Origin of the sequence: Corynebacterium callunae DSM 20147 (assembly GCF_000344785.1) — a bacterium.
Lineage (GTDB): Bacteria > Actinomycetota > Actinomycetes > Mycobacteriales > Mycobacteriaceae > Corynebacterium > Corynebacterium callunae.
This window is the reverse complement of the sequence record NC_020506.1, coordinates 247,592-271,214: the sequence shown is the minus strand read 5'-3', so window position 1 is coordinate 271,214 and position 23,623 is coordinate 247,592. Positions and strand designations below refer to the sequence as shown.

Sequence of the window (23,623 nt, the reverse complement as noted above, 5' to 3'; positions counted from 1 at the left end):
ATGGATTACATAACCGGCATTTTCTGCGCATTGGAAGCAGACCATGCCGGTTTCGTTATTATGCAACAGTTTTTTGTGCTCGCGATTTCTCCCACGCACGGTTAAGCCACTGCAAGAGAAATCCAAAAGTAATACCTAAACTCGCGCCCAATAACAGCCCAATTAGTGGCTGGTCTTGGAAGAGTCGACCGCCAAGATAACCCAGCAAAGTACCTTGAGTTGCCCAAATAAAGGCGCCGATAGAATCCCACAACACAAAGCGCCCCCAGGAATATCCCACCGAACCCAAGATGATGGTGACAAACCACCTGGCCCAGGGTATAAAACGGGCGATAATAATAGTAGAAACATCTCGTTCATTAAGGTTTTTCCGAGCCCAGATCAGGGCTTTGCCACGGCCGGAATCACCAGGGATTTGATCAACAATTTTGATCAAACGGGTGCCAAAGAAATAACACAGATTATCGCCAACAACTGCAGCTAGGGTTGCCACTGTAATAATTCCCAAAAGATTGGGAATTCCACTTGAACCGGACCAAGCTCCGGATACCGAAAGAATTGTCTCGCTGGGGATGAGCGGGAGAATACTGTCAATAATCACAACTAGCGCCAGAATTGGGTAATAAATAGGCGCTGTCATGAGGGCTTCCACCCAAGTCACCAGCTGATCTGTCAATGGCTTTCCTTTTATGATTAAGCACCATTTAGTAGAAGTTCGATCATAGTGGTTAAAGCTGGCAGAAGTTTGTGAAGCTAGCAGTAGTTTCCGACGCGAGGTTTGCGTTGAAAAGCGCTTTTTTTATTTTTTAAAAGTTCTCATGTTCATTTCATTTTGGGCTTGCACAATTAAAGGCACATGAACTTTTAAGGAGCACACCCTATGAAATCTCTGCCTCGTTTTGCGCCGCTGCTGACGATTTTGGTGTTGTTGGTGCTGGTTGCAATTGGTGGTACTGCTTTGGCCAATAATTCTTCAATTCCTAAGGTGGATGCGGAGCCTGCAACCATCAAGCTCAACCCGACTACGCCGAGTTCAGCTGCCCCCATCAGCAGCTCTGCCCCAGCCTTGGCTGCACCAAGTTCCGCCGCTCCCCCAGTTCCTCCAATCCCGGCACCAGCCCCACCACCGGCACCGCAGCAAGCTGCAGTCCCCCCGGCCTCGGTACCTCAACCTACGCCAAAGCCTCAAGTGCCCTTAAATTATCAATATTATGAGGATGATTGGGATGATGGCGAAGACGATCTCGACGACTGGGATGATTCCGATTATGGTGACGCCGACGATGGAGACGATGACTAAGCACCTATGAGCTCTCCTATTCCCGGAACCCGAAAAACACCCACATCCCTGCGCTGGCGGATTGTTTTGTGGATGACAGCAGTGGTTTTTCTCACGCTTGGCAGTGTGGTTTTAATTACCCGTTCAGTGCTCTATACAGAGGCGACCCAAACTGCTAATGCTGCCGTTGAGCAGGAAATTGAGGAGTTTAGACGTTTTAGCGCCGAGGGTATTGATCCCACCACTGCCCGCGCCTTTGAGTCCTCGCACCGTCTTATTGAGGTTTATCTCTCCCGCCAAATTCCTGATGAAAGTGAAGCCATCGTCGGAATTTTCCCAGGAGAATTGGTACAGGTAGATTTTTCGCAGCTTAATGGTGCACATCCACCACCCCTGGAACATTCTGAAGCCCTCATCCAAGAAATTATCGGCTCAACAGCCAACTCTGGAGTTTTTGCAGATCCCACCCGTGGCGCCACTCATTGGGGAAAGGTGTCTTTCTTAAGTGATGGCAACTCCGCTGAGGGTATTTTCTTGGTTGCCTATTTTGCAGAATCGGATAAAGAGCAGGTGGATTCTCATATCCGCACGCTCATTTTGATTGGTTTGGGTGGATTACTGGCTTCTACTTTGATTGCCTGGATTATTGCGGGCCAGATCATTGCACCGATTCGCAAGCTGCGCGTTGTGGCTTCAGAGATTAATGACTCTGATTTAACCCGGCGTGTGCCGGTGCAGGGCCGCGATGAAATTGCGCAATTGGCCAGCACTTTTAATTCCATGTTGGATCGGATTGAGGCCGCTTATAAGGAACAACGCCAATTTGTAGATGATGCTGGTCACGAACTCCGCACTCCAATTACGGTGGTGCGCGGGCAATTGGAGCTTATGGATACTGCAACTCCGGAGGAACAAGCACGTTCCATTCAATTAGCCACCACGGAGCTGGATCGCATGGCGCGCATGGTTAATGATCTCCTAACTTTGGCAGTGGCTGATTCTGGAAAATTCATCCACCCCGCCCCCACTGATGTCACTGAATTAACCATTGATATTGAGGATAAAGCCCGCACTATTAGTGATCGCATAACACTGGTTGATGCTGCTGAAGGTGTGGTTGATCTTGATGAAGAGCGCATCACTGAGGCTGTTCTTGAGCTTTATGGCAATGCTTTGCGCTATAGCGAGGGTGCCGTTGATTTGGGTTCCGATTTCCGCGGCAGAGATTCCCAGCGAGTGTTCCGAATTTGGGTGCGCGATAAAGGCCCCGGCATTGAAGAGGCTCAGCAGCAGGCACTATTTAATCGCTTTTCCCGCGGCCCCCGCACCCCTGATCCAACCCACAAATCCGGCGCTGGCCTGGGCCTATCCATTGTCCAAGCAATCGCGCAGGCACATGGTGGCGCAGCCTTTGTAAATTCCACCCCTGGCTTGGGTTCCATTTTTGGGCTGGAAATCCCCGCCCCAACAACAGCCCCCACCCCAGTACACAATCCCGACCGCAAAAAGGATGAAAAATGAGCAAAATTCTCATCGCCGAAGATGATCCTGGCATCGCAGATTTTATTGTGCGCGGACTCAAACGCGAGGGTTTTGAGTGTGAACTTACAGATTCCGGTGCTCAAGCCTTTGCGCGTGCGCATTCAGGCGACTTTGATTTGATGGTCTTGGATCTGGGTTTGCCGCATATGGATGGCGCTGATGTGCTGGAGCAGCTGCGTTTATTGCAGGTTTCCATGCCGATAATTGTGCTCAGCGCGCGCACTAATATTGCCGATCGCCTGCGCACTTTGGAAGGTGGCGCCGATGATTATATGCCCAAGCCTTTCCAATTCGCGGAGCTTTTAGCGCGCATTAAGCTGCGCTTAAGCGCTCATGCTCCGACCCCCACCGATGCGCGGGTGCTACGCCACGGGGCCTTGGAGCTGGATTTGCGTACCCAAAAAGTGCTTGTCGACGACTCCTGGCGCGATCTTTCCCGGCGCGAAGTTGATCTTTTGGAAACCTTTATGCGTCATCCGGGGCAGATTTTATCCCGCGCTCAGCTCTTGCGTTTGGTGTGGGATATGGACTGGGATCCCGGGTCCAATGTGGTTGATGTTTATATCAGGGCGCTGCGCAAAAAGATTGGTGCGCAGCATGTAGAAACCATCCGAGGTTCTGGCTATCGCCTGCTTTAGTCTTCTTGTTCTTCAACAAAATCAGCTGCTGGAGCGGGGCTGCGCAACATAATTCCACCAATAACACCCAAGGCAACTAGCACCGCAACAGCCATCCAAATCGCAGCTTGTGAACCAGAGTTACCAATGGCGGTTACTGCAAAGGTGGGATAGTGCAATGGCATAAGGCCAGCAATCACGCGCCACAGCACGGAAATATCGGATACTGCGGTAACACTCCACACATGGGCAGTAACTGCAATTTGGGCAATCCAGCCCACAATTGCTGCGATAATGGCCGCGGTTGATCCAAAGAAATTAATCAGTACGCGGGTGATGATCGCAGCTACGACAGTAGCCAGCAGCAACACCGCGACGGCCCCAGCCAGCGCCAAGGCTGACATTCCCAAAGCCACGGTGAACAAGATGATGCCACCAATTGCGGTGATGCCCAGCAGCACAAAGGCCAATAAGAAGCGGTTCTTAAAGGTAGCCCAGTCTAAAGCTGCACCAGCTAGCATCACCAATGCGGAGATCAGGAAGGCATACATGGGAGCAAGTGCGGTGGTTCGGGCTTCCTCAGAGGTAGCTGCACCAGCAACTGCTGCCACCTGTGGAACTGGCAGAGCGCGCTGCACTGCTTCGGTTTTTTCCTCAGTTAAATCAGCCATAGAATCCAGCTGGTTGGCGCCTTGGTCAAGAGCTTGGAATCCGGTGACGGCATCATCAACGCCCTTTTCTAACTCCGCCAGACCTGCAGCCAAATCGGAGGCGCCATTAGTTGCCTCATAAATACCGTCGTGGAAGCCATAACCTGGAACTGCTAGTTGATTTGCTAGATCGCGGGTGCCAGTACGCAGGTCATTGAGCTTATCGGTGGTTTCTACCGAGATGCCAAAGTTTTCCACTTGGGTGCGCAGCCCAGCCAATTGGGTGCGTAGGTCCTTGGCCTCTGGCACAGTGCTCTTGGCTAGTTGGGCATCAGCATCAGACATCGCGGTGAGTAATTGCTGCTGCACAATCATCAGACCATTAAGTTGCTCAACAGCACCCGCTACACCATCTGCAATTTCGGTAGCACCGGATCCCATCTGTCCGGTTCCTGCTTGAAGCTGCACTAATCCTTCGTGGAGTGCTTGGGCACCGTCAGCCGCGGCTGTCACGCCTTCGTCCAGGGGCTGCGCGCCGTCGATAAGCTGCTGGGTGCCTGACACCAATTCCTCAGTGCCTGAGGAGAGGAACCCCGCCTGCGCGCCAGCTTCGCCCGCGGCGCGGCGCGCGTCGATAAGCTCCTTATTATTTGCGGTGGATACAGCCGGAGCACCGGTGATCTCCTCGGTGGAGGACCATGCTCGGGAGACATCTAAATTGGCGACGGAAGCGTAAATGGTGCCCGCGATAAGCGGAATTAATAGCAACAGAGCAGCCAATAGTTTTTTGATGGGTGACGCAGCGCGAGTCATAGCTTGCAATCTAGCGAAGGTACTGAAAAATATCAGGGAGGCGCACCGAAATGTGTTTTGGCCTATTACCTGAAGTACCTTGGAAGATGATCATAAAAATTTAGATATCCGCCTGCATCACCGTATTTACTCTGTTGTTTAATACAGTTTTGGAGTGTTGGCGGAGGTTAATGGGTAATTAGGGATAAGCATGACCTTACTTTTTGTTGTAGCGCTTGCTGTGATCTCCGTGGTTTTTGCGCCAATTTCTGTCCGCGTGCTCGATCGGAAAGCTGGCTGGCCACTGGCGGCACTTTTCGTGGCCGCGGCATATTTTCTGATCCGCGAAGCCGAACCTATATTGGAAGGTCAAGCCTTAAGTTGGGAAGTCACCTGGGTAAGGGATTTCCTGGGCACGGGAACTGACCTCATGTTTTCCCTGCGTGCCGATGCACTAAGTCTCTTCTTTGCACTTTTGGCGCTGGTTATTGGCGCGGTGGTGTTTATTTATTCCGCGGAATATCTACCAAAACGCAAAGGTAACACCAGTTTTTATACCATAATGACGGCCTTTACCGCCGCAATTTTGCTGCTGGTATTAGCCAATGACGTCATAGTGCTTTTTATTGGCTGGGAATTGGTCTCGCTGGCCTCCTTCATGCTGATTGCGCGTTCCGGATCTTCAGGCGAATCTGGTTCAGTCCGCACCCTGATCCTTACCTTCTTTGGTGGTTTAACACTGCTCGCGGCGGTATCAATCGCTGCCACCCAGGCTGGTTCCACCAATTTACAAAACATTTTGCACTCTGACTTTTGGGCGGAAAAGCCGGTGCTCAGTGGGGTTATTGCAGTCCTAATTGCGATTTCCGCTTTTACCAAATCCGCCCAGTTCCCCTTCCACTTCTGGTTGCCAGAGGCCATGGCGGCGGCTACTCCCGTCTCGGCCTTTTTGCATGCTGCTGCGGTGGTCAAGGCTGGCGTTTATCTGCTGCTGCGTTTTAGTTTTGTCTTCCACGATGTGCCGGTATGGAACTGGCTATTGATTGTGGTTGGAATGGGCACCGCCGTAATGTCTGCATTCTTTGCGGTACAAAAGACCGACCTGAAGAAGCTAACTGCGTATTCCACTGTCTCCCACCTGGGTTGGATCGTGGCGACCATCGGCGTGGGCACTCCATTTGCCCTGGCTGCAGCCCTGGTCCACACCCTAAGCCACGCACTCTTCAAGTCCTCGCTCTTTATGCTTATCGGCGTAATTGACCACCAAACCGGAACCCGCGATATCCGCCGCCTTGGCCCTTTGGTCAAACAAATGCCATTTACCTTTGTATCGGTGCTGGTAGGCACGCTTTCTATGGCTGCGGTCCCACCACTGTTTGGATTTGTCTCCAAAGAAGGCATGCTCACTGCATTCCTGGAAGCTCCCATCGGCAATTCCTATGTGGTGGTGCTGCTTATCGCCGCTGCCATCGGCGCCGTCCTCACCTTCACCTACTCCGCCAAATTTGTGCTCGGCGCTTTTGTCGACGGCCCCCGCGAACTTGATCATGTCCGCGAAGCACCAGTCTCCCTTTGGCTACCCGCAGCTCTTCCCGGCTTACTTTCTCTTCCCCTCGCTTTCTTTTTAACGCTTTTCGACGAGCCCCTCTCCGCAGCGGCCACCGCCGCAGCGGGGGCACCAGCCCACCTGCACCTAGCACTCTGGCATGGAATTAATATTCCATTGCTGATCTCAATCGGTGTGCTGATTGTGGGCGTTGTGGGAATTATCTTCCGCAAGCCTTTGTGGGCAGTGGCAGAAAAGAACCCCTTCCCCATTGCCACTGGCAATGACTCCTTGTCCATGCTGACCTACCGCTTAAACCGCTTTGGCCGATGGCTGGGCAAGATGGCCGATTCCATGAGTCCCCGCCGCCACTTGGTGAGCCTGATTGTGTTGCTTTTTGCCTTGGCTGTTTTTGCCACCTTGCACCCTGCCGTGCAACTGGCACCAAAAACCCCTGGCATTGATCGCTGGATTGATCTGGTTCCTTTTGCCATCATCGCGCTCTCTGTTGCAGGGCTTGTGAGTACCCGAAACCGCCTCAGCGCCGCGGTACTTTTGGGCACCGTTGGTGTGGGTGTGTCCTTCCAAATGTTGCTGCTCGGCGCACCCGATGTGGCCTTAACCCAGTTCTTGGTAGAAGCCTTGGTGGTGGTAATCATCATGATGGTGATCCGCCATCAGCCCAATACCTTCAACCGCATGAAGCACAGCCGCCGACGAAGTGCCGTCTTGGTGTCCCTCATGGCCGGCTTTGCCGCCTTTATGGCTGTGTGGGGATTGCTGGGCCGCCACGATCGTTCCGAACTTGCCATGTGGTACCTGCAGCAAGGCCCGGAAATTACCTCTGGTTCCAATGTTGTAAATACCATCCTGGTGGAATTCCGTGCCTTTGATACCTTGGGCGAGCTCTCCGTATTGGGCATGGCAGCAATTGTGATCGCTGCTGTGGTTACTTCCATGCCACGCCATCCTTTCCCCAAGGGCACCCACCCGCGTCCCTTTGGCCAATCCCAGCTCAACTCCATTCCTTTGCGAGTCTTGCTGAAGGTACTGGTTCCTGCCCTATATTTCTTGAGCTTCATGGTGTTTATGCGTGGCCACAACAACCCCGGCGGTGGCTTTATCGCAGCACTTATTACCGGTGGAGCCTTGATGTTCCTTTACCTTTCCAAGTCTCGCGATGAGCACATCTTCAAAGAAAATGTGCCTTTTATCTTGACTGGCGCGGGTATCCTCACTGCGGTTTTCTCCGGTGTTCTGGGATTAACCCACGATTCTTTCCTCTACCCCATCCACTTCAACTTCGCCGGTGAACACTGGACCACCTCCATGATCTTCGACCTCGGCGTTTTCCTCGCAGTGCTGGGTATGGTCTCAATGGCAATTAATGGACTGGGCGGGTACTTGCGCCCCGGCGCGGATATCAGTGATTTGGACTATGCCCGCGTTAATGGCCCGCTGCCTGATACTCCTTTGGTGGAACCAGAACCTGAAGGTGATGAAGACTGGCCAGCCCCAATGAACCCTGCAACCGCAACTACTGAAAAGGAGGCAACTCGATGATTCTCGCACTCGGCATAGCCATCCTTTTTGGCGGTGGCGTCTACCTCATCCAACAACGTGGCATGGTGCGCATTGTTTTTGGCATGTCTTTGATTGGTCACGCTGCCAACCTGACCATTTTGTATACCGGTGTTCCCACCTGGCGTGGCGAGGCTTTCCCCGACCGCACCGCGCTAGCTGATGCAGCTGACCCCATCCCCCAGGCCTTCGTGCTGACCGCCATTGTTATTGCCATGGCTACCACCACCATCATGTTGACCTTGGCTGCTTTGGGACGCAGTGATGACACTCGTTCCATCGAACCTGATGATGATCAATCCCCGCTGACCACCTCAGCGCGCTCTGTTACCAACCCAAGTGATCAAGTAGCTCGCACCGCAGAGCAGAAGGCGGGAGACAAATAAATGGCTGTTGATGTTCTGCTTCCTATTTTTGTAGCTGTCCCGCTGGCAGCGTCTGCAATTGCAGTGCTATTGCCATGGCGTGTGGCGCGCGATATTTTGCACATTGCTATCCCACTCTTGGGTGTTTTTGCTGGTATTTGGCTCTTTGCTTATACCTCCACGCACGGCACAATCGCGCATTCTATTGGCCTTTATGTCGGTGGCGTAGCAATTCCTTTTGTTGCTGATGCCTTTAGCGCCATCATGATTATCACCACCTCGATTGTGGCAGTGGCAGCCAACTGGTTTGCCACCGTGGTGGGTGAAACTCGGGCCCGTTTTTATCCAGCGCTTACTTTGATGCTCATTACCGGTGTAAATGGTGCATTGCTTACCGCTGACCTCTTTAACTTCTTCGTCTTTATCGAGGTTATGCTGCTGCCCTCCTATGGTCTGATGGCAATGACTGGAACCTGGGCGCGCTTGGCTTCTGGACGAATCTTTGTGCTGGTTAATCTCTCTGCCTCTACCTTGCTGGTCGCTGCGGTTTCCATTGTTTATGGTGTGCTCGGTGCGGTAAATATCGCTTCCCTGCAAGGCGTGGTGGCAGGCAATCCGCTGGCAGCTACCGCCATGGGCATTGTGGTTATTGCCATTGCAGTTAAGGCCGGAGTTTTCCCCGTCCACACCTGGTTGCCCCGCACCTACCCCGGCACTTCCGCAGCAGTTATGGGCTTGTTCTCTGGTATGCACACCAAGGTTGCGGTCTACATGCTTTATCGCATCTACGTGCATATTTTTGCACTGGACCCCACCTGGAATTGGCTGATCATTGCCTTTATGGTGGTTTCCATGATCGTCGGCGGTTTTGCCGGCTTGGGTGAAAACTCCATCCGCCGAGTACTGGCCTACCAAATGGTCAACGGCATGCCTTTTATCCTGGTCATGCTGGCCTTTACCAGCGATGATCCACAGCGGGCGCTGGCTGCCGGTTTGTTCTATACCCTGCACCATATGATCACCGTCGGCGCCCTAATTTTGGCTTCTGGTGCTATCGAAGAAACTTATGGCACAGGTTTGCTTTCCAAGTTGTCCGGCTTGGCTCGCCGCGATCCACTGGTGGCTGCAGTTTTTGCCACCGGTGCCTTCTCCGTAGTTGGTTTCCCACCGTTTTCCGGCATGTGGGGCAAAGTGCTGCTTATCTTTGAAGTTGCCCGTGTGGGCAATGTTGCAGCGTGGATTGTTATCGCTGCCATTATCATTGCCAGCGTCGGCGCGTTACTCTCCATGATCCGCGTGTGGCGCCAAGTCTTCTGGGGCGGCTCCATGAACCAAAAAGGCGTCTCCCCCCAGCTGCGCATAAGCTTCACCAAACTGGCACCGGCCGCCACCTTAATGGTGCTGTCCGTAGCCATGTTCCTCTTTGCAGGACCGCTTATCGACGCAACGCTCACGGCCACAGCGGGACTACTGGATACAGGCGACTACCAGCAGGCGGTGCTCGGCGACGATGCTGTGGCTGTTCCCAGCCCCAACTACCAGGGAGGTAAATAATGTTGCATACCCTCAAGTTCATTCCCTGGCTGATTGGCCAAATCTTTATTGCAGGCTTTGACGTTATTAAAGCTGCGGTGAAAAAAGATACTGGTTTTAATCCGGTAGTTATCCGCTATCCGCTGCGTGTGACCACCGATTTTCAGATCGCGGCACTTTCTACCTGCATCACCATGACTCCGGCTACCCTGTCCTTAGGATTAAGGGAGCCTCGTAACCCAGGTGATCCCTTCATCTTGTTGATTCAAGCAGTTTTTGGAGCCGATCCAGTAGAAGTTTTTGAATCTATTGCTGATATGGAAGAGCGCATGTCACCCCATGTGAAGGGCATTGATCACGGTGTTCCAGGCCAAGGCCCACATAAAGATATTCGCCCGGGCGATGCCGAGTGGCCCAGCCACGAAATTGCCGACACCGCCCAAAACACTGTGAGCCGCGATAAGAGGGAGTTCTAAATGACCGCCTTTGAAATCATTTGTGCCATTGGCATCGGCATGATTTTTATAGCCCTTTTAGCCACCTTAGTACTGATCTTGCGCACCCGAGATTTTCTCACCCGCGCAATTTTGTCCGATATGATCTTCTATTCCATGATCGCCATTTACCTGATTTGGGTGCTTAACAACCCAACATCTATTGCCTATGAAATTGCGTTGCTGGCAGCGGTTTTGGGAGGCGTTTTGCCGACATTATCCATGGCGCGCATTATCTCGAAGGGACGCCGCTAAATGACTATTCCAGAGATCATTATCTCCATCCTCATCATCATCGCCGGCATCTTTTCCCTCGGTACCGCAATCGCTTTGTGGCGGGCACCAGATCCTTTAACCAGGGCAAACTTGCTGGGACCAACGGTGGGAATTGTAATTCCACTGCTGATCGTGGCTCTGTTGATCCGCAGTTGGTCCACCAAAGGCTTTGATCCAAACAACTTCGTACGCGCCATCATTGCGATTATCGGAGTGTGGGTTGTTGCCTCGGTTGCTTCCTTCTATATGGGACGCACCATCTATGGCGTAACCGTGGTGGATAACCGGCGCTATTAAAAAAGACCCAGCCTGTGAGTTCACAAGCTGGGTTTTTTCGTCGAAAAGCGTGCTTTTATTGGGAAATACGTGCCCACAATTCGCGGATGTGTCCATCAATCTCATCCACGATCGCGCGTACTCGCTCCGGTGATTCATCCTCGGGATCCATCAAATCCCAATCAAGGTAGTGCTTGCCTGGGTAAATAGGACAGACGTCATCGCAGCCCATGGTGATTACATAATCGGAAGCGCGCACCACATCATCAGTAAGCGGCTTCGGGAATGCCCCACCAATATCAATTCCGCGCTCAGCCAAAACATCCAAAACCACCGGATGAACTTCAGAATCTGGCAAAGTGCCCGCAGAACGCACGTGAACTTCCCCACCTGCATAGTGCTTGAGCAGCGCAGAAGCGATCTGGGAACGCCCCGCATTACGCTCACAAACAAACAAAACCTGAGGATATGCGTCCTCGATTTTATCTCCAGCGTGGATCAGGGCTTCCAAACGATCAGTGGCAAAGTGCTCAGCGAGGAGCGGAAGGTGGGTACGGATTTTCGCAGTACGAGCCAAAGCAGTATAAGACTCAAAGACATAACGCTCGATTGTCTCCACAGAGAACTTGTCTTCGTACTTTTTGGCGAGATCCTCTACAACTCGATTAAGCAGCTTGAGTTGGGATTCCGGAGTGTCGGGCATTTCAGACCTTTCTGGGTCAGTGACTTAAGAAACTTTAAGCTCTTCCAGCAGATCTACCACGCGGTTCTCAATGTCATCGCGAACCAAGCGCATGCGCTCCAGGCCCTCAATGCCACGCTCAGAAGGCTCATCGGTAACCCAACGCTCAAGGGTACCCTGGGCATCTGCTGGCATTTCTAGCTGTGCATCTGCACCCAAGATAACCACACTATCAACGCGCTTTAGCAGCTCTGGATCAATTCCCTTAGGAGTTCCTTCGGACATATCCGCCCCGGACTCCGCAATAACCTCAATGGACTGCTGATTTAACTTGGTGCCTGGCTTGGTGCCTGCAGAGTGGATTTCGAGATTGGCGCCGGCGTGCTTTTCCGCCAAAGCCGCAGCCATCTGGGACTTACCGCCATTGCCAACACATACAAAGAGAACAGAAGCTTTTTCAGACATTTTTAATAACTCCAATTTTTGTTAAGTAATTTAGTTACGCACAGGGGGCAGGGTGGGATCCTGCGGGAAAAGTTTTGGTCCCAGCCACAGCATGACATAAACCAAGCCGACCAGCACGGGAACCTCAATCAAAGGTCCAATAGTGCCTGCTAGTGCCTGGCCTGAGGTAGCGCCGAAAGTACCAATTGCCACTGCAATTGCCAGCTCAAAGTTATTTCCAGTCGCGGTAAAAGACACCGAAGCAGATTGCGCATATCCCATGCCGCTGAGCTTCGAGGTAGCCAGCGCAATGAAGAACATGATTACGAAGTACAAGAACAGTGGCACTGCAACCTTTGCCACCGTAAGTGGCTGGGAGGTGATTTGATCGCCCTGCAAGGCAAAGAGCAACACGATGGTATAGAGCAAACCGATCAGAGCCAATGGAGAAATCGCAGGCAGGTACTTGTTTTCATACCAAGAACGGCCCTTGGTGCGTTCACCGATAATGCGGGAAAGAACACCTGCGAGCAACGGAATTCCCAGGAAAACCAGCACTGAGGTGACGATTGAAACGAAGGAGAATGTCACCGAGGTGGTCTCTAGACCTAGCCATGAAGGCAGAATCTGCAGGTAGAACCAGCCCAGCACACCAAACATGAGGATCTGGAAGACAGAGTTGATAGCTACCAACACTGCAGTTGCTTCCCTATCTGCGCAGGAAAGATCGCTCCATACCAAGACCATGGCGATACAGCGAGCTAAGCCCACAATAATAAGACCGGTGCGAAGTTCAGGCTGGTCCGGCAAGAAAAGCCAGGACAATGCGAACATCAACAAGGGGCCAACAACCCAGTTGAGGACAATCGAAACTGTCATCAAGCGGCGGTCCGAAGTGATTTCCTTGGTTTTGTCATAACGGACCTTCGCCAACGGCGGGTACATCATCACCAGGAGACCAAGTGCGATGGGAAGGGAAATTCCTCCAACTTCCATGGCACTGAGTGCAGTACCAAGTGCTGGAATGAATTTTCCGAGCATGAGGCCAAGAGCCATTGCCAAGATGATCCAGAGTGGAAGCAGTCGGTCTAAGAAAGAAAGTTGAACAGGTTTTGAGGACGCAGGTTTTGTGGGCGCTGTCATGCGACACCTTTCAAAGTATTGATGTTCGTCGATACTTAAATTACTTCCAATATCGATAGCTGTCAATATATAGTGGTGCGTATGACCATCGCACGCATCCTCCCCCTCACCGACCTCTCGGAATGCTGCTCCCTTGGCACCGGACCACTTAGCACCGAGGAATCCGAACGCTACGCCGCCCTCTTTAAAGTGCTGGCTGAACCTGTGCGACTGCGGATTTTATCCAATCTGGCAGCTGGTGGATGTGGCCCAGTAAGTGTTAATGAACTTACCGACATGATGGGTCTTTCACAGCCCACCATTTCCCACCACCTGAAGAAGATGACGGAAGCTGGCCTTTTGGAACGGGTCCCCGAAGGCCGCACTGTATTTCATAGAATCCGCCCCGAGCTTTTTGGTGAGCTGCGCACTGTTTTACAGATTGGCTAGTTGCACTCCTACGGTACGGTCGACACCGCATTCCCTCTCAAATCCAGGTTTTGTGTGATATTTGGCCACTTTTTGCACCTCAAAAAGGCGTTTTCACACCACAAATGCCCTTTTCTGCTTTCACTGCGGTGTGCGCCGGAAGTCATCACGCTGAGAAATGCAAAAAAGTGCCTCCCCGAAGGGAAGGCACTTTTTAGGGAACTGCTAGAAGGCTATGCGCCCTTCTTCTGCAGGTAAAGCTCCTTAACGCGAGCGCCAAGGTTTGCATCTACGTTGATCCAGTACTCGTAAACGCGTGGCTCGGTAGCCTCAGAGATGCCCTGCATTGCGTTGGAGATGTTGTCTGCCAAACGCTCCTTAGCAGCGTCATCCAGAACCTCGCGGTAGAGGATGCCTGCCTGCATGAAGTCATCATCATCTTCGTGCTTAACATAAGCTGCACGGGTGAGGTCGGTACCGTGTGGGTCCGGGTTCACGTAGATGTCCTGAGCCTGGCCATAGGTGGTGTGGTTGGAGGAGGAGTTCTCTCCATTGTCCAGGTAGCCGGCACCCTTGTCGTAGCGGTTAGGATTGTAGGATGGCTCGCCCTCAGCGTCGAAGACGTACTGCATTGCGCCTTCGCGGCTGTAGGTGTTGACATCGTTAAGCGGGCGGTTAACTGGCAGATCGCGGTAGTTAGCGCCGATACGGTAACGCTGCTGATCAGCGTATGCAAATGCACGAGCCATGAGCATACGGTCTGGGGACAGGCCGATACCTGGAACGATGTTGCCTGGATCAAGAGCGATCTGCTCGATCTGTGCAAAGAAGTTGCGTGGGTTGCGGTTAAGGATGAAGTAACCGACTGGAATTAGTGGGTAATCCTTCTGTGACCAGGTCTTGGTCAGGTCGAATGGGTTCCAGCGGTAGTTCTCTGCATCCTCGAAAGGCATGATCTGAACCTTGACGTCCCAGATTGGGTAGTCGCCGTTCTCGATTGCGTTGTAGAGGTCTTCGCGCTGGTAGTCAGCGTTCTCACCGGCAACCTTTGCAGCCTCTGCGTCGGTGAAGCAATCCCATCCCTGGCGGGTCTTGAAGTGGTACTTAACCCAAACTGGCTTACCCTCAGCGTTGATCCACTGGAAGGTGTGGGAGCCGAAGCCGTCCTGGTGGCGGGAGGTCTTAGGGGTACCACGGTCACCCATGACGTAGGTCACCTGGTGAGCGGACTCTGGGGTACGGGTCCAGAAATCCCACTGCATATCTGCATCACGCAGACCGTTCTTATTAAGACGCTTCTGGGAGTGGATGAAGTCAGGGAACTTCATGCCATCGCGCAGGAAGAAGGTTGGGGTGTTGTTACCAACGATGTCGTAGTTGCCCTCTTCGGTGTAGAAGCGAAGTGCAAAGCCGTGAACATCGCGCCAGGTGTCAGGGGAACCCTGCTCACCAGCAACGGTAGAGAAACGTGCAGCCATTGGGGTGACCTTGCCAGGCTGGAACAGGTCTGCCTTGGTGTACTCGGAAACGTCTTCGGTGATGTGAAGTTCACCAAAAGCGCCGTGACCCTTAGCGTGAGGAATACGCTCTGGAACGTTCTCGCGGTTAAAGTGTGCGAGCTTCTCAATGAGGTGAATGTCATTGAGGATGTTTGGGCCCTGTGGACCTGCGGTTACTGAAATGTTCTCAGATGGAACTGGAGCGCCGTTGTGGCGGGTGGTGTTTCCGGAGACCTTGGCACGCATGCCACGGTCGAGGATCTGGTCGGCTGCTGACTTTTCAGACAAAAGCTTTTCCTTCCGTTAATGGGCCTAACCTATAGGTTGAGTTTGATTAATAGCCTAGCGCAGAATGTCACCTGGCGCCACCGTTTCACGATTCCCCTTAGCAATTGCCAGCTTATATACAAAAGGCCACCCCCGTTGGGTGGAAACTCGGAATTTTTGCAAATGCAAGGGCGCAGAATTCGGACTGGTATCCTAAGTCCTTGTGAAACCACAAGAGCGCAACGACGCCTATGTCACCGAACTAGCCCTCGCGGCTGGTCGTGGTGATCGCGCTGCACTCACCGAATTTATTCGGGAAACCCAAGACGATGTGTGGCGTTTATTAGCCCACCTCGGCGGCCCGCAAAGTGCCGATGACCTCACTCAAGAGACCTTTTTAAGAGTAATGGGAGCACTCCCCCGCTTTGCCGCTCGCTCCTCGGCACGAACCTGGTTACTGTCGCTCGCGCGTCGCGTCTGGGTGGACAATATTCGCCATGACATGGCGCGTCCACGCAAGTCCATTGTGGAATATGAGAACAGTGGTGCCACAGACGCGAGTAGCTCGACCATCTGGTCGGAGTGGATTGACCTAAAAACGCTTATCGACGCGCTCCCGGTGGAGCGTCGTGAAGCATTGATCCTTACCCAAGTACTGGGTTATAGCTATGAAGAATCAGCAAAAATTGCCGATGTACGCGTCGGCACAATTCGTTCCCGAGTCGCCCGTGCTCGGGCAGATCTTATCGCTGCCACCAAAAATACCAGTGCTGATGATGAAGCGGCCGCAAATGAAGCATAAAAAATTGCCCCATCGAAATGATGAGGCAAGATTTTTGGAGCTTTTAGACCAAAAGTTCAGCAATCTGAATGGTGTTTAGAGCTGCACCCTTACGCAGGTTATCGCCGGAAACAACCAAAACTAGGCCGCGGTTATCATCAACCGTGGAATCCTGGCGAATACGACCAACCAGGGACTCATCAATTCCGGCTGCTGCCAATGGGGTTGGAACGTCGACAAGCTTTACACCAGGTGCGGAAGCCAGCAATTCCTGTGCCTGCGCTACGGTGAGTGGCTGCGCGAACTCAGCATGAATCGTGAGCGTATGGCCGGTAAAAACCGGCACGCGCACGCAGGTGCCAGAAACCTTGAGCTCAGGGATGCCCAGAATCTTACGAGATTCATTGCGCAGCTTCTGCTCTTCATCGGTCTCGAAAGTGCCGTCATCAACCAAGTTGCCGGCAAAAGGCAGCACGTTATAAGCGATAGGCGCAACGTATGGGCCAAAATCGCCAGCGTCTGCGGCCTGACCATCATGCACGAACTCTACGTTGTGGTCACCAACTGCAGAAACCTGCTTTGCCAAGGTCTCCACACCAGCCAGGCCGGAACCGGAAACTGCCTGGTAAGAGGAAACATGCAGCTTCTGCAGGCCAGCAGCGTCATGCAGTGGCTTGAGCACTGGCATTGCTGCCATGGTGGTGCAGTTAGGGTTCGCAATAATTCCCTTGACCAGGTCTTCCTTATCGCCAGGGTTAACCTCGGAAACGATAAGTGGAACTTCTTCATCCTTGCGCCATGCAGAGGAGTTATCTACTACGGTTGCGCCAGCAGCAGCAAAAATCGGCGCATATTGCTTAGAAGCGGTGCCACCTGCAGAAAAGAGTGCGATGTCAATTCCCTTGAGGGATTCTTCGGTTGCCTGGGTGACATCTTCAACCTCCACGTCAACGCCACGGAAAGTCAGCTTGTGGCCAGCAGAACGTGGGGAAGCGAAAAAGCGAATGGTATCTGCGGGGAAATTGCGCTCTTCAAGAAGAGTGCGCATAACCTGGCCGACCTGGCCGGTTGCACCAACAACTGCGATGGTGGTCATTTTAAGAAACTGCTCCTAAATTAAGGGTTTTTAACGTCCGGTGCCTGCATAAACGATGGCTTCTGCATCGCCACCGAGCTGGAATTTATCGTGCAGAGCCTTTGCGGACCTGTCTAGATCATCTTCGCGGATCAGAACCGAAATGCGGATCTCTGAGGTGGAGATGAGCTCAATGTTGACGTTGACATCGCGCAGGGCTTCCATGAACTCTGCGGTCACGCCTGGGTGAGACTTCATACCAGCGCCAACCAGGGAGACCTTGCCCACCTGATCGTCATAAAGAATGTTGGTCCAGTTGCCCTGAACCTGCAGCTTTTTAAGTAGTTCAACGGCGTGTGGGCCATCGGCGCGAGGGCAGGTGAAGGTGATGTCAGTGGTGCCGTGCTCCAAAGAGGAGACGTTCTGCAGGACCATATCAATGTTGATCTCTGCATCAGCCAAGGCGCGGAACACCTTTGCTGCTTCGCCTGGCTGGTCTGGAATACCCAGCACAGTAACCTTGGCCTCGGACTTGTCAGTTGCTACACCAGTAAGGACTGCTTCTTCCACAGGAATATCCTCCATCGAGCCGGCGATTAGGGTGCCGGGATCATTGCTATATGACGAGCGTACGCGCAGTGGCACATTAAATGCACGGGCGTACTCAACACTGCGCAGCACCAAAATCTTGGAGCCAACTGCAGCAAGTTCCAACATTTCCTCAAAAGAAAGCTTTTCCAACTTCTGAGCGTCGGAAACGATGCGAGGATCTGCGGTGTACACACCATCAACGTCGGAGTAGATCTCACAAACATCAGCCTTAAGTGCTGCTGCCAAAGCTACCGCGGTGGTATCCGATCCGCCACGACCAAGGGTGGTGACATCGCGGGTTTCCTTATTAACACCCTGGAATCCAGCAACAATACAAATCTTGCCCTCATCCAAAGCTTCGCGGACGCGTCCTGGGGTGACATCTACAATGCGAGCGTTACCATGGCGCTCAGTGGTAAGCACACCAGCTTGGGATCCCGTGAAAGACTGTGCTTGCGCACCCAATGATTCAATGGCCATTGCCACCAATGCATTGGAAATACGCTCACCTGCAGTGAGGAGCATATCCATCTCACGTGCTGGTGGAACGGGGTTCACCGCTGCTGCCAGGTCTAGAAGTTCATCCGTGGTATCGCCCATTGCAGAGCAGACAACCACAACATCATTTCCAGCCTTCTTGGTGGCAACGATCCGTTCAGCAACGTTTCGGATGCGTTCCGCACTCTCGAGCGAGGATCCGCCATATTTCTGTACGACCAGGGCCACCTTTGTGCACCTTTCGATCTACCTGCTGACAGTTACCTCGCTTACTCTACCCATATACATGTAACGCACCTAGCCGAATGATCGCTTTTATTCCTTTGGTATTACTTGGGTGTGCCTCCACCATTGGGTATCCCCTAATTTCCTGATGTGTTGTAGGTGCCTCTGGTCATTGCGGGCTACCCCACGCCGGTAAACGCAACCGTCCAAGGCAGCGCTAACTACGCAGCCACTGCTGGTGTCTACTACCCTGTTAAAGGTGCAAAGCAATCTGCTCGCCGTGCTCTTCGCATTGGCCTCGGCTCTAACCATCGCGTGGGGAACAGTTGTCCGGCACCGGATTGCAGTTCGAACCCCTCAAGACGGCTCCATGCGGAGCTCTCCATTACTTAATGCTCTGATGACACCCATGTGGTGGGCGGGTATGAGTACTGCGATGTTTGCCTATTTCCTCCAAACTGTCGCTCTTGGTTTTGGCACGCTGCTAGTTGTGCAGCCAGTGTTGGTGTTGTCATTGATGTTCACGCTGCCTTTGTCCGCGCGCTTTAATGGTTATCGCCTGCGCAAGAGTGAAATCTTCTGGGCTTCCGTGCTGACCATTGCCGTTGCTGTCATGGTGATTTTGGGCCGCCCGCTCGCTGGCAATCCGCATCCACCGTTGGAACGCTGGATTCCAGCTTTGCTTATTGGCTTTGGAATTATGGGCGCAATGTGGCTGATAGCGCAACATATTTTGACTAAAGAAAAGGCCCTTATTCTGGGTTTGGTCACGGGCGCACTTTTTGGATACGTGGCAGTGCTTTCCAAAGCCACTGTGGATATTTTCATTCACCAGGGCCTTGATGGCTTGATTTTGAACTGGGAAGTTTATGCCCTTATCGTCGCAGCAACCTTGGGCACCATCGTGCAGCAATATTCTTTTAATGGCGGTGAACTTCAAAAATCGCTTCCCGCAATGACCATCGCAGAGCCAGTTGTGGCCTTTGTACTGGGATATTTGGTGTTGGGAGAGAAATTCCAGGTTGTGGATTGGGCCTGGATCATCATGGGAGCTGCACTACTTGCCATGATCATTTCCACGATTGCGCTGTCTCGCACTGGCACTCCAGAATTAAAAAACAAAAAATAATTGCACGTATTTTAAGGTATTTTTAGGCTACCTCGACTAGCTCTCAGCCCCTCCATTTGGGTGATTTTCACACAGTCCCGCCAAGTGTGAGGTATGCTGCACCACATGACTTCGCGTGCGAATCTACTTCTTCTTCGCCGCGGCGGGTCCCAGAGGTCTTAACACGACCGGCACCCCGTCGCGGAGTTTGGTGTTGCCGGTCGTGGAACCCACCAAATGCTTTAAAGAAGGTTAAAAATAATGTCTCCTAATGACGCTTTTATCTCCGCACCCGCCAAGATTCAAACCCCAAACGGCCCCCGCAATGAAGGCCAAGCCCCCTGGAATAAGCAGCGTGGCTCCGCAATGCCTTTCAAGCGCTATATGCCATTTGAGGTAGAGGTTGAAGAAATCTCCCTGCCAGACCGCACCTGGCCAGACAAGAAGATTACCGTTGCTCCACAGTGGTGTGCAGTTGACCTGCGTGACGGCAACCAGGCTCTGATCGATCCAATGTCCCCAGAGCGCAAGCGTCGCATGTTTGAGCTGCTGGTTCAGATGGGCTTCAAGGAAATTGAAGTTGGTTTCCCTTCTGCTTCCCAGACTGACTTTGACTTCGTGCGTGAAATCATTGAAAAGAACATGATCCCTGACGATGTCACCATTCAGGTATTGGTACAGGCTCGTGAGCACCTGATTCGCCGTACTTTTGAAGCTTGCGAAGGCGCAAAAAACGTTATCGTGCACTTCTACAACTCCACCTCCATCCTGCAGCGCAACGTGGTGTTCCGCATGGACAAGGTGCAGGTGAAGAAGCTGGCTACCGATGCCGCTGAACTGATCAAGACCATCGCTCAGGATTACCCAGACACCAACTGGCGCTGGCAGTACTCCCCTGAGTCCTTCACCGGCACTGAGGTTGAGTACGCCAAGGAAGTTGTGGACGCAGTTGTTGAGGTCATGGATCCAACTCCTGAGAACCCAATGATCATCAACCTGCCTTCCACCGTTGAGATGATCACCCCTAACGTTTACGCAGACTCCATTGAATGGATGCACCGCAATGTAAACCGTCGTGATTCCATTATCCTGTCCCTGCACCCGCACAATGACCGTGGCACCGGCGTTGGCGCAGCTGAGCTGGGCTACATGGCTGGCGCTGACCGCATCGAAGGCTGCCTGTTCGGCAACGGCGAGCGCACCGGCAACGTCTGCCTGGTCACCCTGGCCCTGAACATGCTGACCCAGGGCGTTGACCCTCAGCTGGATTTCACCGATATACGCCAGATCCGCAGCACCGTTGAATACTGCAACCAGCTGCGCGTTCCTGAGCGCCACCCATACGGCGGCGACCTGGTCTTCACCGCTTTCTCCGGTTCCCACCAGGACGCTGTGAACAAGGGTCTGGACGCCATGGCTGCCAAGGTTCAGCCAGGTGCTAGCTCCACTGAAGTTTCTTGGGAGCAGCTGCGCGACACCGAATGGGAGGTTCCTTACCTGCCTATCGATCCAAAGGATGTCGGTCGCGACTACGAGGCTGTTATCCGCGTGAACTCCCAGTCCGGCAAGGGCGGCGTTGCTTACATCATGAAGACCGATCACGGTCTGCAGATCCCTCGCTCCATGCAGGTTGAGTTCTCCACCGTTGTCCAGAACGTCACCGACGCTGAGGGCGGCGAGGTCAACTCCAAGGCAATGTGGGATATCTTCGCCACCGAATACCTGGATCGCACCGCCCCAGTCGAGCAGATTGCGCTGCGTGTGGAAAACGCTCAAACCGAAAACGAAGATGCTTCCATCACCGCTGAGCTGATCCACAACGGCCAAGACATCACCGTCGACGGCCACGGAAACGGCCCACTGGCTGCTTACGCCAACGCGCTGGAGAAGCTGGGCATCGACGTTGAGATCCAGGAATACAGCCAGCACGCCCGCACCTCTGGCGACGATGCAGAAGCAGCCGCTTATGTCCTGGCTGAGGTCAATGGCCGCAAGGTTTGGGGGGTCGGCATCGCAGGGTCGATCACCTACGCTTCCCTGAAGGCCGTGACCTCCGCCGTTAACCGCGCACTGGATGTCAACCACGAAACGGTCCTGGCTGGCGGCGTCTAAAAAGATTTTGCTTTTCGACGCCTCCCCCTAGGCCCTACACACCGAAAGGTTCTGCCCTCACTCCATGTGGAGTGAGGGCAGAACCTTTCGGTGTCTCCCGGGTTAATTCCTGGACTGTTATTGGGCTATTTCTGGGACTTACGTCCACGAGCAACGAAGATCACACCAGCGATAATTACTAGTATTGCTCCACCTAGAAGCCACAAAATGTTAGCACCAGTGGAGGCCAACACGTTACTGCGCGGAGATTCTTTATCTGGAGTTTTACTGTCCTCTTCCTCTGGTTGGTGAGTAGTCGTTACAGGAGGAACAACAGGAGGGATCGGAATCGTAGGAGTCGGAGTCGGTGGGGTCGGAGTCGGATCCGGGTCAGGGGATTCTTTTGTCTTAATCACGACGTCACATTGCCAAGCGTCCCCTGCGGCATTTCCTACTGGCAGCGTAGTTAAGAAAGGCTCAGAAGTTCTATGATCCTCATGCGGATTACTTGGAGTTACTTCACGGATTAGATACAGTCCAACTGGGAGATTCTCCTCAAACTGAGCAATGCCTTCGACGTTAGTAACGGCAGTAAAGCGTTCAACATATCCACGATTCTCAGCTTCCTTCAAAGTCAGCGAAGTAGCGAGATGCCAACCTTCATTAGTAGTGATATCGACATCTCTAATGTGCAATGCCTCAAACGTTAATCCGGAGATAACACCTGCCGGGATATTCTCCGGCGCAGCATTTTGATATGGCTTATGCTTTTGCTTTTGAATTTCCAAAGTTGCACCTACGGAACAACTTTGGGAAATCGTTTCAAACGAAATACCGTCAGTGTTACCCGTAATTGTCTTTGATGAAGCTGGCGAGTTTAAGGCAAGCGTTCCCGCTAAGCCTACCGCCAACATGGACGCCAAAACACGACTAGAATATTTGAGTTTCATCGATTTGTTTCCTGTTCAGAATTCCGTGTGGACTTTTTGCGCCAGCGGTAGAAAATGAAAATCAAAAACACCACTATCATACTGGCTACAACAGCAATCCACCAATCAAATTTGCTACCAGCTTCCTCAAACACTGTTGCCTCATTTACATCCATGGGAACACGGTGACCTGTTACTAACAACCGGTGGCTATTAATACCGTAAGGAGTGCAAGTAATAACCGTGAGGAGGTCTTCCCCCTCAAAGATCCGTAAAGAATCAGTTTCTTCGGGCAATACAACACGAATGTCACTCACTTCGTATTTCAAGTCTTGTCCGACTGTCCTTATATATAGGCTGTCTCCAAGCTCGACTTCATCAAGGCGATTCAAGATCGTCGCGCTGACGATTCCGGTATGGCCAGTGAGGACAGCGTGAGTACTTTGCCCACCTACCGGTAAAGATGTGCCATACAAGTGGCCAATACCCTTTTCCAAGGTTTCTTCATCAGTACCGTGATACATCGGGAGATTGACATCAATTGATGGGATAACCAGCTGCCCCATAGCATTGCCGTCTGACAGTTGAGTTAGATATTCGTTATACTCAGGGCTAACGGGATTTTCTGGGCCATTCCATGCATCATAAAGTGGCAGGTCACCTACTCGATTATTGTACTCAATAGCCGACTCCAGTGAAGCTTGCTGACTAGCAGGAGGAATAACTTCCCGATCAGCACTGTAATTGCGAGCTGCACGAGTTTGCTCCCAGTCATTCAATGACGACGCCACGATTGGGTACATCATGGTGGCAAGGCCTGCCAAAAACACAATTACCGCAATACATAATGCAATAATTCGAGCAGGTGATTGCCCTTTGGTTTTATGACGACTCATCGAAATGCCCATCCACTAGTTGCTGGTGATGTAAT

General features: G+C 52.5%; 23 protein-coding genes. 13 read left to right on the top strand and 10 right to left on the bottom strand.

From position 1 onward, the window contains the following. Positions 1–58: 58 nt before the first annotated feature. The gene (locus tag H924_RS01245) at positions 59–676 is read right to left on the bottom strand and encodes a DedA family protein (RefSeq protein WP_015650150.1); all 618 of its coding nucleotides are present in this window, start codon (positions 674–676) and stop codon (positions 59–61) included. 204 nt (positions 677–880) lie between these two features. Here H924_RS01245 and H924_RS01240 point away from each other — a divergent pair, with 204 nt between their 5' ends. From H924_RS01240 to H924_RS01230, 3 genes are read left to right on the top strand one after another with little or no spacing between them, the layout of a single operon-like run. Next, positions 881–1,300: a hypothetical protein gene (locus H924_RS01240; protein ID WP_015650149.1), complete on the top strand. Its 420-nt coding sequence runs from the start codon at positions 881–883 to the stop codon at positions 1,298–1,300. Between the two features lie 6 nt (positions 1,301–1,306). Beyond that, complete coding sequence (locus H924_RS01235) at positions 1,307–2,800, top strand: sensor histidine kinase (protein WP_015650148.1); 1,494 nt, start codon at positions 1,307–1,309, stop codon at positions 2,798–2,800. After that, a complete protein-coding gene (locus H924_RS01230; protein ID WP_015650147.1) occupies positions 2,797–3,459 on the top strand; it encodes a response regulator transcription factor in 663 nt (220 codons plus the stop codon). Before H924_RS01235 ends, H924_RS01230 begins: the two co-directional genes overlap by 4 nt. Here the strand turns inward: H924_RS01230 and H924_RS01225 are convergent. Then, positions 3,456–4,901: a hypothetical protein gene (locus H924_RS01225; protein ID WP_015650146.1), complete on the bottom strand. Its 1,446-nt coding sequence runs from the start codon at positions 4,899–4,901 to the stop codon at positions 3,456–3,458. The genes H924_RS01230 and H924_RS01225 overlap by 4 nt on opposite strands. 190 nt (positions 4,902–5,091) lie before the next feature. On the opposite strand from H924_RS01225, the gene H924_RS01220 reads away from it, so the two are divergent. Genes H924_RS01220 through H924_RS01195 form a run of 6 tightly spaced genes read left to right on the top strand, consistent with a single transcriptional unit; the run spans position 5,092 to position 10,972 of the window. After that, entirely contained in the window at positions 5,092–7,989 is a 2,898-nt protein-coding gene (locus H924_RS01220; RefSeq protein WP_015650145.1) for a DUF4040 family protein, read from the top strand. Then, positions 7,986–8,393, top strand: coding sequence for a cation:proton antiporter subunit C (locus H924_RS01215; protein WP_015650144.1), 408 nt, complete (start codon positions 7,986–7,988; stop codon positions 8,391–8,393). The genes H924_RS01220 and H924_RS01215 overlap by 4 nt, the downstream gene beginning before the upstream one ends. Then, complete coding sequence (locus tag H924_RS01210) at positions 8,394–9,926, top strand: monovalent cation/H+ antiporter subunit D family protein (RefSeq protein ID WP_015650143.1); 1,533 nt, start codon at positions 8,394–8,396, stop codon at positions 9,924–9,926. Next, positions 9,926–10,381: a monovalent cation/H+ antiporter subunit E gene (locus H924_RS01205; RefSeq protein ID WP_015650142.1), complete on the top strand. Its 456-nt coding sequence runs from the start codon at positions 9,926–9,928 to the stop codon at positions 10,379–10,381. Before H924_RS01210 ends, H924_RS01205 begins: the two co-directional genes overlap by 1 nt. Continuing rightward, on the top strand, positions 10,382–10,654 hold the full coding sequence (locus H924_RS01200; protein ID WP_015650141.1) for a monovalent cation/H+ antiporter subunit F: 273 nt from the start codon (positions 10,382–10,384) through the stop codon (positions 10,652–10,654). After that, the gene (locus H924_RS01195; protein ID WP_015650140.1) at positions 10,655–10,972 is read left to right on the top strand and encodes a Na+/H+ antiporter subunit G; all 318 of its coding nucleotides are present in this window, start codon (positions 10,655–10,657) and stop codon (positions 10,970–10,972) included. Positions 10,973–11,027: 55 nt separating this feature from the next. Here the strand turns inward: H924_RS01195 and H924_RS01190 are convergent, their stop codons facing one another. Genes H924_RS01190 through arsB form a run of 3 tightly spaced genes read right to left on the bottom strand, consistent with a single transcriptional unit; the run spans position 11,028 to position 13,220 of the window. Beyond that, on the bottom strand, positions 11,028–11,654 hold the full coding sequence (locus H924_RS01190; RefSeq protein WP_015650139.1) for an arsenate reductase ArsC: 627 nt from the start codon (positions 11,652–11,654) through the stop codon (positions 11,028–11,030). 24 nt (positions 11,655–11,678) lie between these two features. Continuing rightward, the gene (locus H924_RS01185) at positions 11,679–12,098 is read right to left on the bottom strand and encodes an arsenate-mycothiol transferase ArsC (RefSeq protein ID WP_015650138.1); all 420 of its coding nucleotides are present in this window, start codon (positions 12,096–12,098) and stop codon (positions 11,679–11,681) included. A 30-nt stretch (positions 12,099–12,128) separates the two neighbouring features. Further along, positions 12,129–13,220, bottom strand: a complete 1,092-nt coding sequence (gene arsB / locus H924_RS01180; RefSeq protein WP_015650137.1) for an ACR3 family arsenite efflux transporter — start codon at positions 13,218–13,220, stop codon at positions 12,129–12,131. Between the two features lie 81 nt (positions 13,221–13,301). On the opposite strand from arsB, the gene H924_RS01175 reads away from it, so the two are divergent. Beyond that, entirely contained in the window at positions 13,302–13,649 is a 348-nt protein-coding gene (locus tag H924_RS01175; protein ID WP_015650136.1) for an ArsR/SmtB family transcription factor, read from the top strand. Between the two features lie 212 nt (positions 13,650–13,861). Here H924_RS01175 and H924_RS01170 read toward each other — a convergent pair whose 3' ends face one another. Further along, a complete protein-coding gene (locus H924_RS01170) occupies positions 13,862–15,415 on the bottom strand; it encodes a catalase (RefSeq protein WP_015650135.1) in 1,554 nt (517 codons plus the stop codon). Positions 15,416–15,617: 202 nt separating this feature from the next. Here H924_RS01170 and H924_RS01165 point away from each other — a divergent pair, with 202 nt between their 5' ends. Then, a complete protein-coding gene (locus tag H924_RS01165) occupies positions 15,618–16,196 on the top strand; it encodes an RNA polymerase sigma factor (protein ID WP_015650134.1) in 579 nt (192 codons plus the stop codon). A 43-nt stretch (positions 16,197–16,239) separates the two neighbouring features. Here the strand turns inward: H924_RS01165 and H924_RS01160 are convergent, their stop codons facing one another. Continuing rightward, positions 16,240–17,271: an aspartate-semialdehyde dehydrogenase gene (locus tag H924_RS01160; RefSeq protein WP_015650133.1), complete on the bottom strand. Its 1,032-nt coding sequence runs from the start codon at positions 17,269–17,271 to the stop codon at positions 16,240–16,242. 30 nt (positions 17,272–17,301) lie between these two features. Continuing rightward, the gene (locus tag H924_RS01155; protein ID WP_015650132.1) at positions 17,302–18,567 is read right to left on the bottom strand and encodes an aspartate kinase; all 1,266 of its coding nucleotides are present in this window, start codon (positions 18,565–18,567) and stop codon (positions 17,302–17,304) included. A 256-nt stretch (positions 18,568–18,823) separates the two neighbouring features. Between H924_RS01155 and H924_RS01150 the strand changes: the two genes are divergently transcribed. Together H924_RS01150 and leuA are read left to right on the top strand one after the other, a co-directional pair. Next, the gene (locus H924_RS01150; protein ID WP_155861910.1) at positions 18,824–19,693 is read left to right on the top strand and encodes a DMT family transporter; all 870 of its coding nucleotides are present in this window, start codon (positions 18,824–18,826) and stop codon (positions 19,691–19,693) included. Positions 19,694–19,933: 240 nt separating this feature from the next. Next, on the top strand, positions 19,934–21,784 hold the full coding sequence (gene leuA / locus H924_RS01145) for a 2-isopropylmalate synthase (RefSeq protein WP_015650130.1): 1,851 nt from the start codon (positions 19,934–19,936) through the stop codon (positions 21,782–21,784). Between the two features lie 125 nt (positions 21,785–21,909). On the opposite strand, the gene H924_RS01140 is transcribed toward leuA, so the two are convergent. Continuing rightward, positions 21,910–22,551 carry a surface-anchored protein gene (locus tag H924_RS01140; protein ID WP_245533880.1) on the bottom strand — a complete coding sequence of 214 codons (642 nt, stop codon included), beginning with the start codon at positions 22,549–22,551 and terminating at the stop codon, positions 21,910–21,912. Between the two features lie 158 nt (positions 22,552–22,709). Continuing rightward, positions 22,710–23,600, bottom strand: a complete 891-nt coding sequence (locus H924_RS01135; protein ID WP_015650128.1) for a class C sortase — start codon at positions 23,598–23,600, stop codon at positions 22,710–22,712. Positions 23,601–23,623: the final 23 nt, after the last annotated feature.

What these genes read in the sequence shown, in the direction of transcription:
- H924_RS01240 (WP_015650149.1), top strand. Translation starts at nt 881, where the DNA reads ATGAAATCTCTGCCTCGTTTTGCGCCGCTGCTGACGATTTTGGTGTTG.
- H924_RS01235 (WP_015650148.1), top strand. Translation starts at nt 1,307, where the DNA reads ATGAGCTCTCCTATTCCCGGAACCCGAAAAACACCCACATCCCTGCGC.
- H924_RS01230 (WP_015650147.1), top strand. Translation starts at nt 2,797, where the DNA reads ATGAGCAAAATTCTCATCGCCGAAGATGATCCTGGCATCGCAGATTTT.
- H924_RS01225 (WP_015650146.1), bottom strand. Translation starts at nt 4,901, where the DNA reads ATGACTCGCGCTGCGTCACCCATCAAAAAACTATTGGCTGCTCTGTTG.
- H924_RS01220 (WP_015650145.1), top strand. Translation starts at nt 5,092, where the DNA reads ATGACCTTACTTTTTGTTGTAGCGCTTGCTGTGATCTCCGTGGTTTTT.
- H924_RS01215 (WP_015650144.1), top strand. Translation starts at nt 7,986, where the DNA reads ATGATTCTCGCACTCGGCATAGCCATCCTTTTTGGCGGTGGCGTCTAC.
- H924_RS01210 (WP_015650143.1), top strand. Translation starts at nt 8,394, where the DNA reads ATGGCTGTTGATGTTCTGCTTCCTATTTTTGTAGCTGTCCCGCTGGCA.
- H924_RS01205 (WP_015650142.1), top strand. Translation starts at nt 9,926, where the DNA reads ATGTTGCATACCCTCAAGTTCATTCCCTGGCTGATTGGCCAAATCTTT.
- H924_RS01200 (WP_015650141.1), top strand. Translation starts at nt 10,382, where the DNA reads ATGACCGCCTTTGAAATCATTTGTGCCATTGGCATCGGCATGATTTTT.
- H924_RS01195 (WP_015650140.1), top strand. Translation starts at nt 10,655, where the DNA reads ATGACTATTCCAGAGATCATTATCTCCATCCTCATCATCATCGCCGGC.
- H924_RS01190 (WP_015650139.1), bottom strand. Translation starts at nt 11,654, where the DNA reads ATGCCCGACACTCCGGAATCCCAACTCAAGCTGCTTAATCGAGTTGTA.
- H924_RS01185 (WP_015650138.1), bottom strand. Translation starts at nt 12,098, where the DNA reads ATGTCTGAAAAAGCTTCTGTTCTCTTTGTATGTGTTGGCAATGGCGGT.
- arsB (WP_015650137.1), bottom strand. Translation starts at nt 13,220, where the DNA reads ATGACAGCGCCCACAAAACCTGCGTCCTCAAAACCTGTTCAACTTTCT.
- H924_RS01175 (WP_015650136.1), top strand. Translation starts at nt 13,302, where the DNA reads ATGACCATCGCACGCATCCTCCCCCTCACCGACCTCTCGGAATGCTGC.
- H924_RS01160 (WP_015650133.1), bottom strand. Translation starts at nt 17,271, where the DNA reads ATGACCACCATCGCAGTTGTTGGTGCAACCGGCCAGGTCGGCCAGGTT.
- leuA (WP_015650130.1), top strand. Translation starts at nt 19,934, where the DNA reads ATGTCTCCTAATGACGCTTTTATCTCCGCACCCGCCAAGATTCAAACC.
- H924_RS01135 (WP_015650128.1), bottom strand. Translation starts at nt 23,600, where the DNA reads ATGGGCATTTCGATGAGTCGTCATAAAACCAAAGGGCAATCACCTGCT.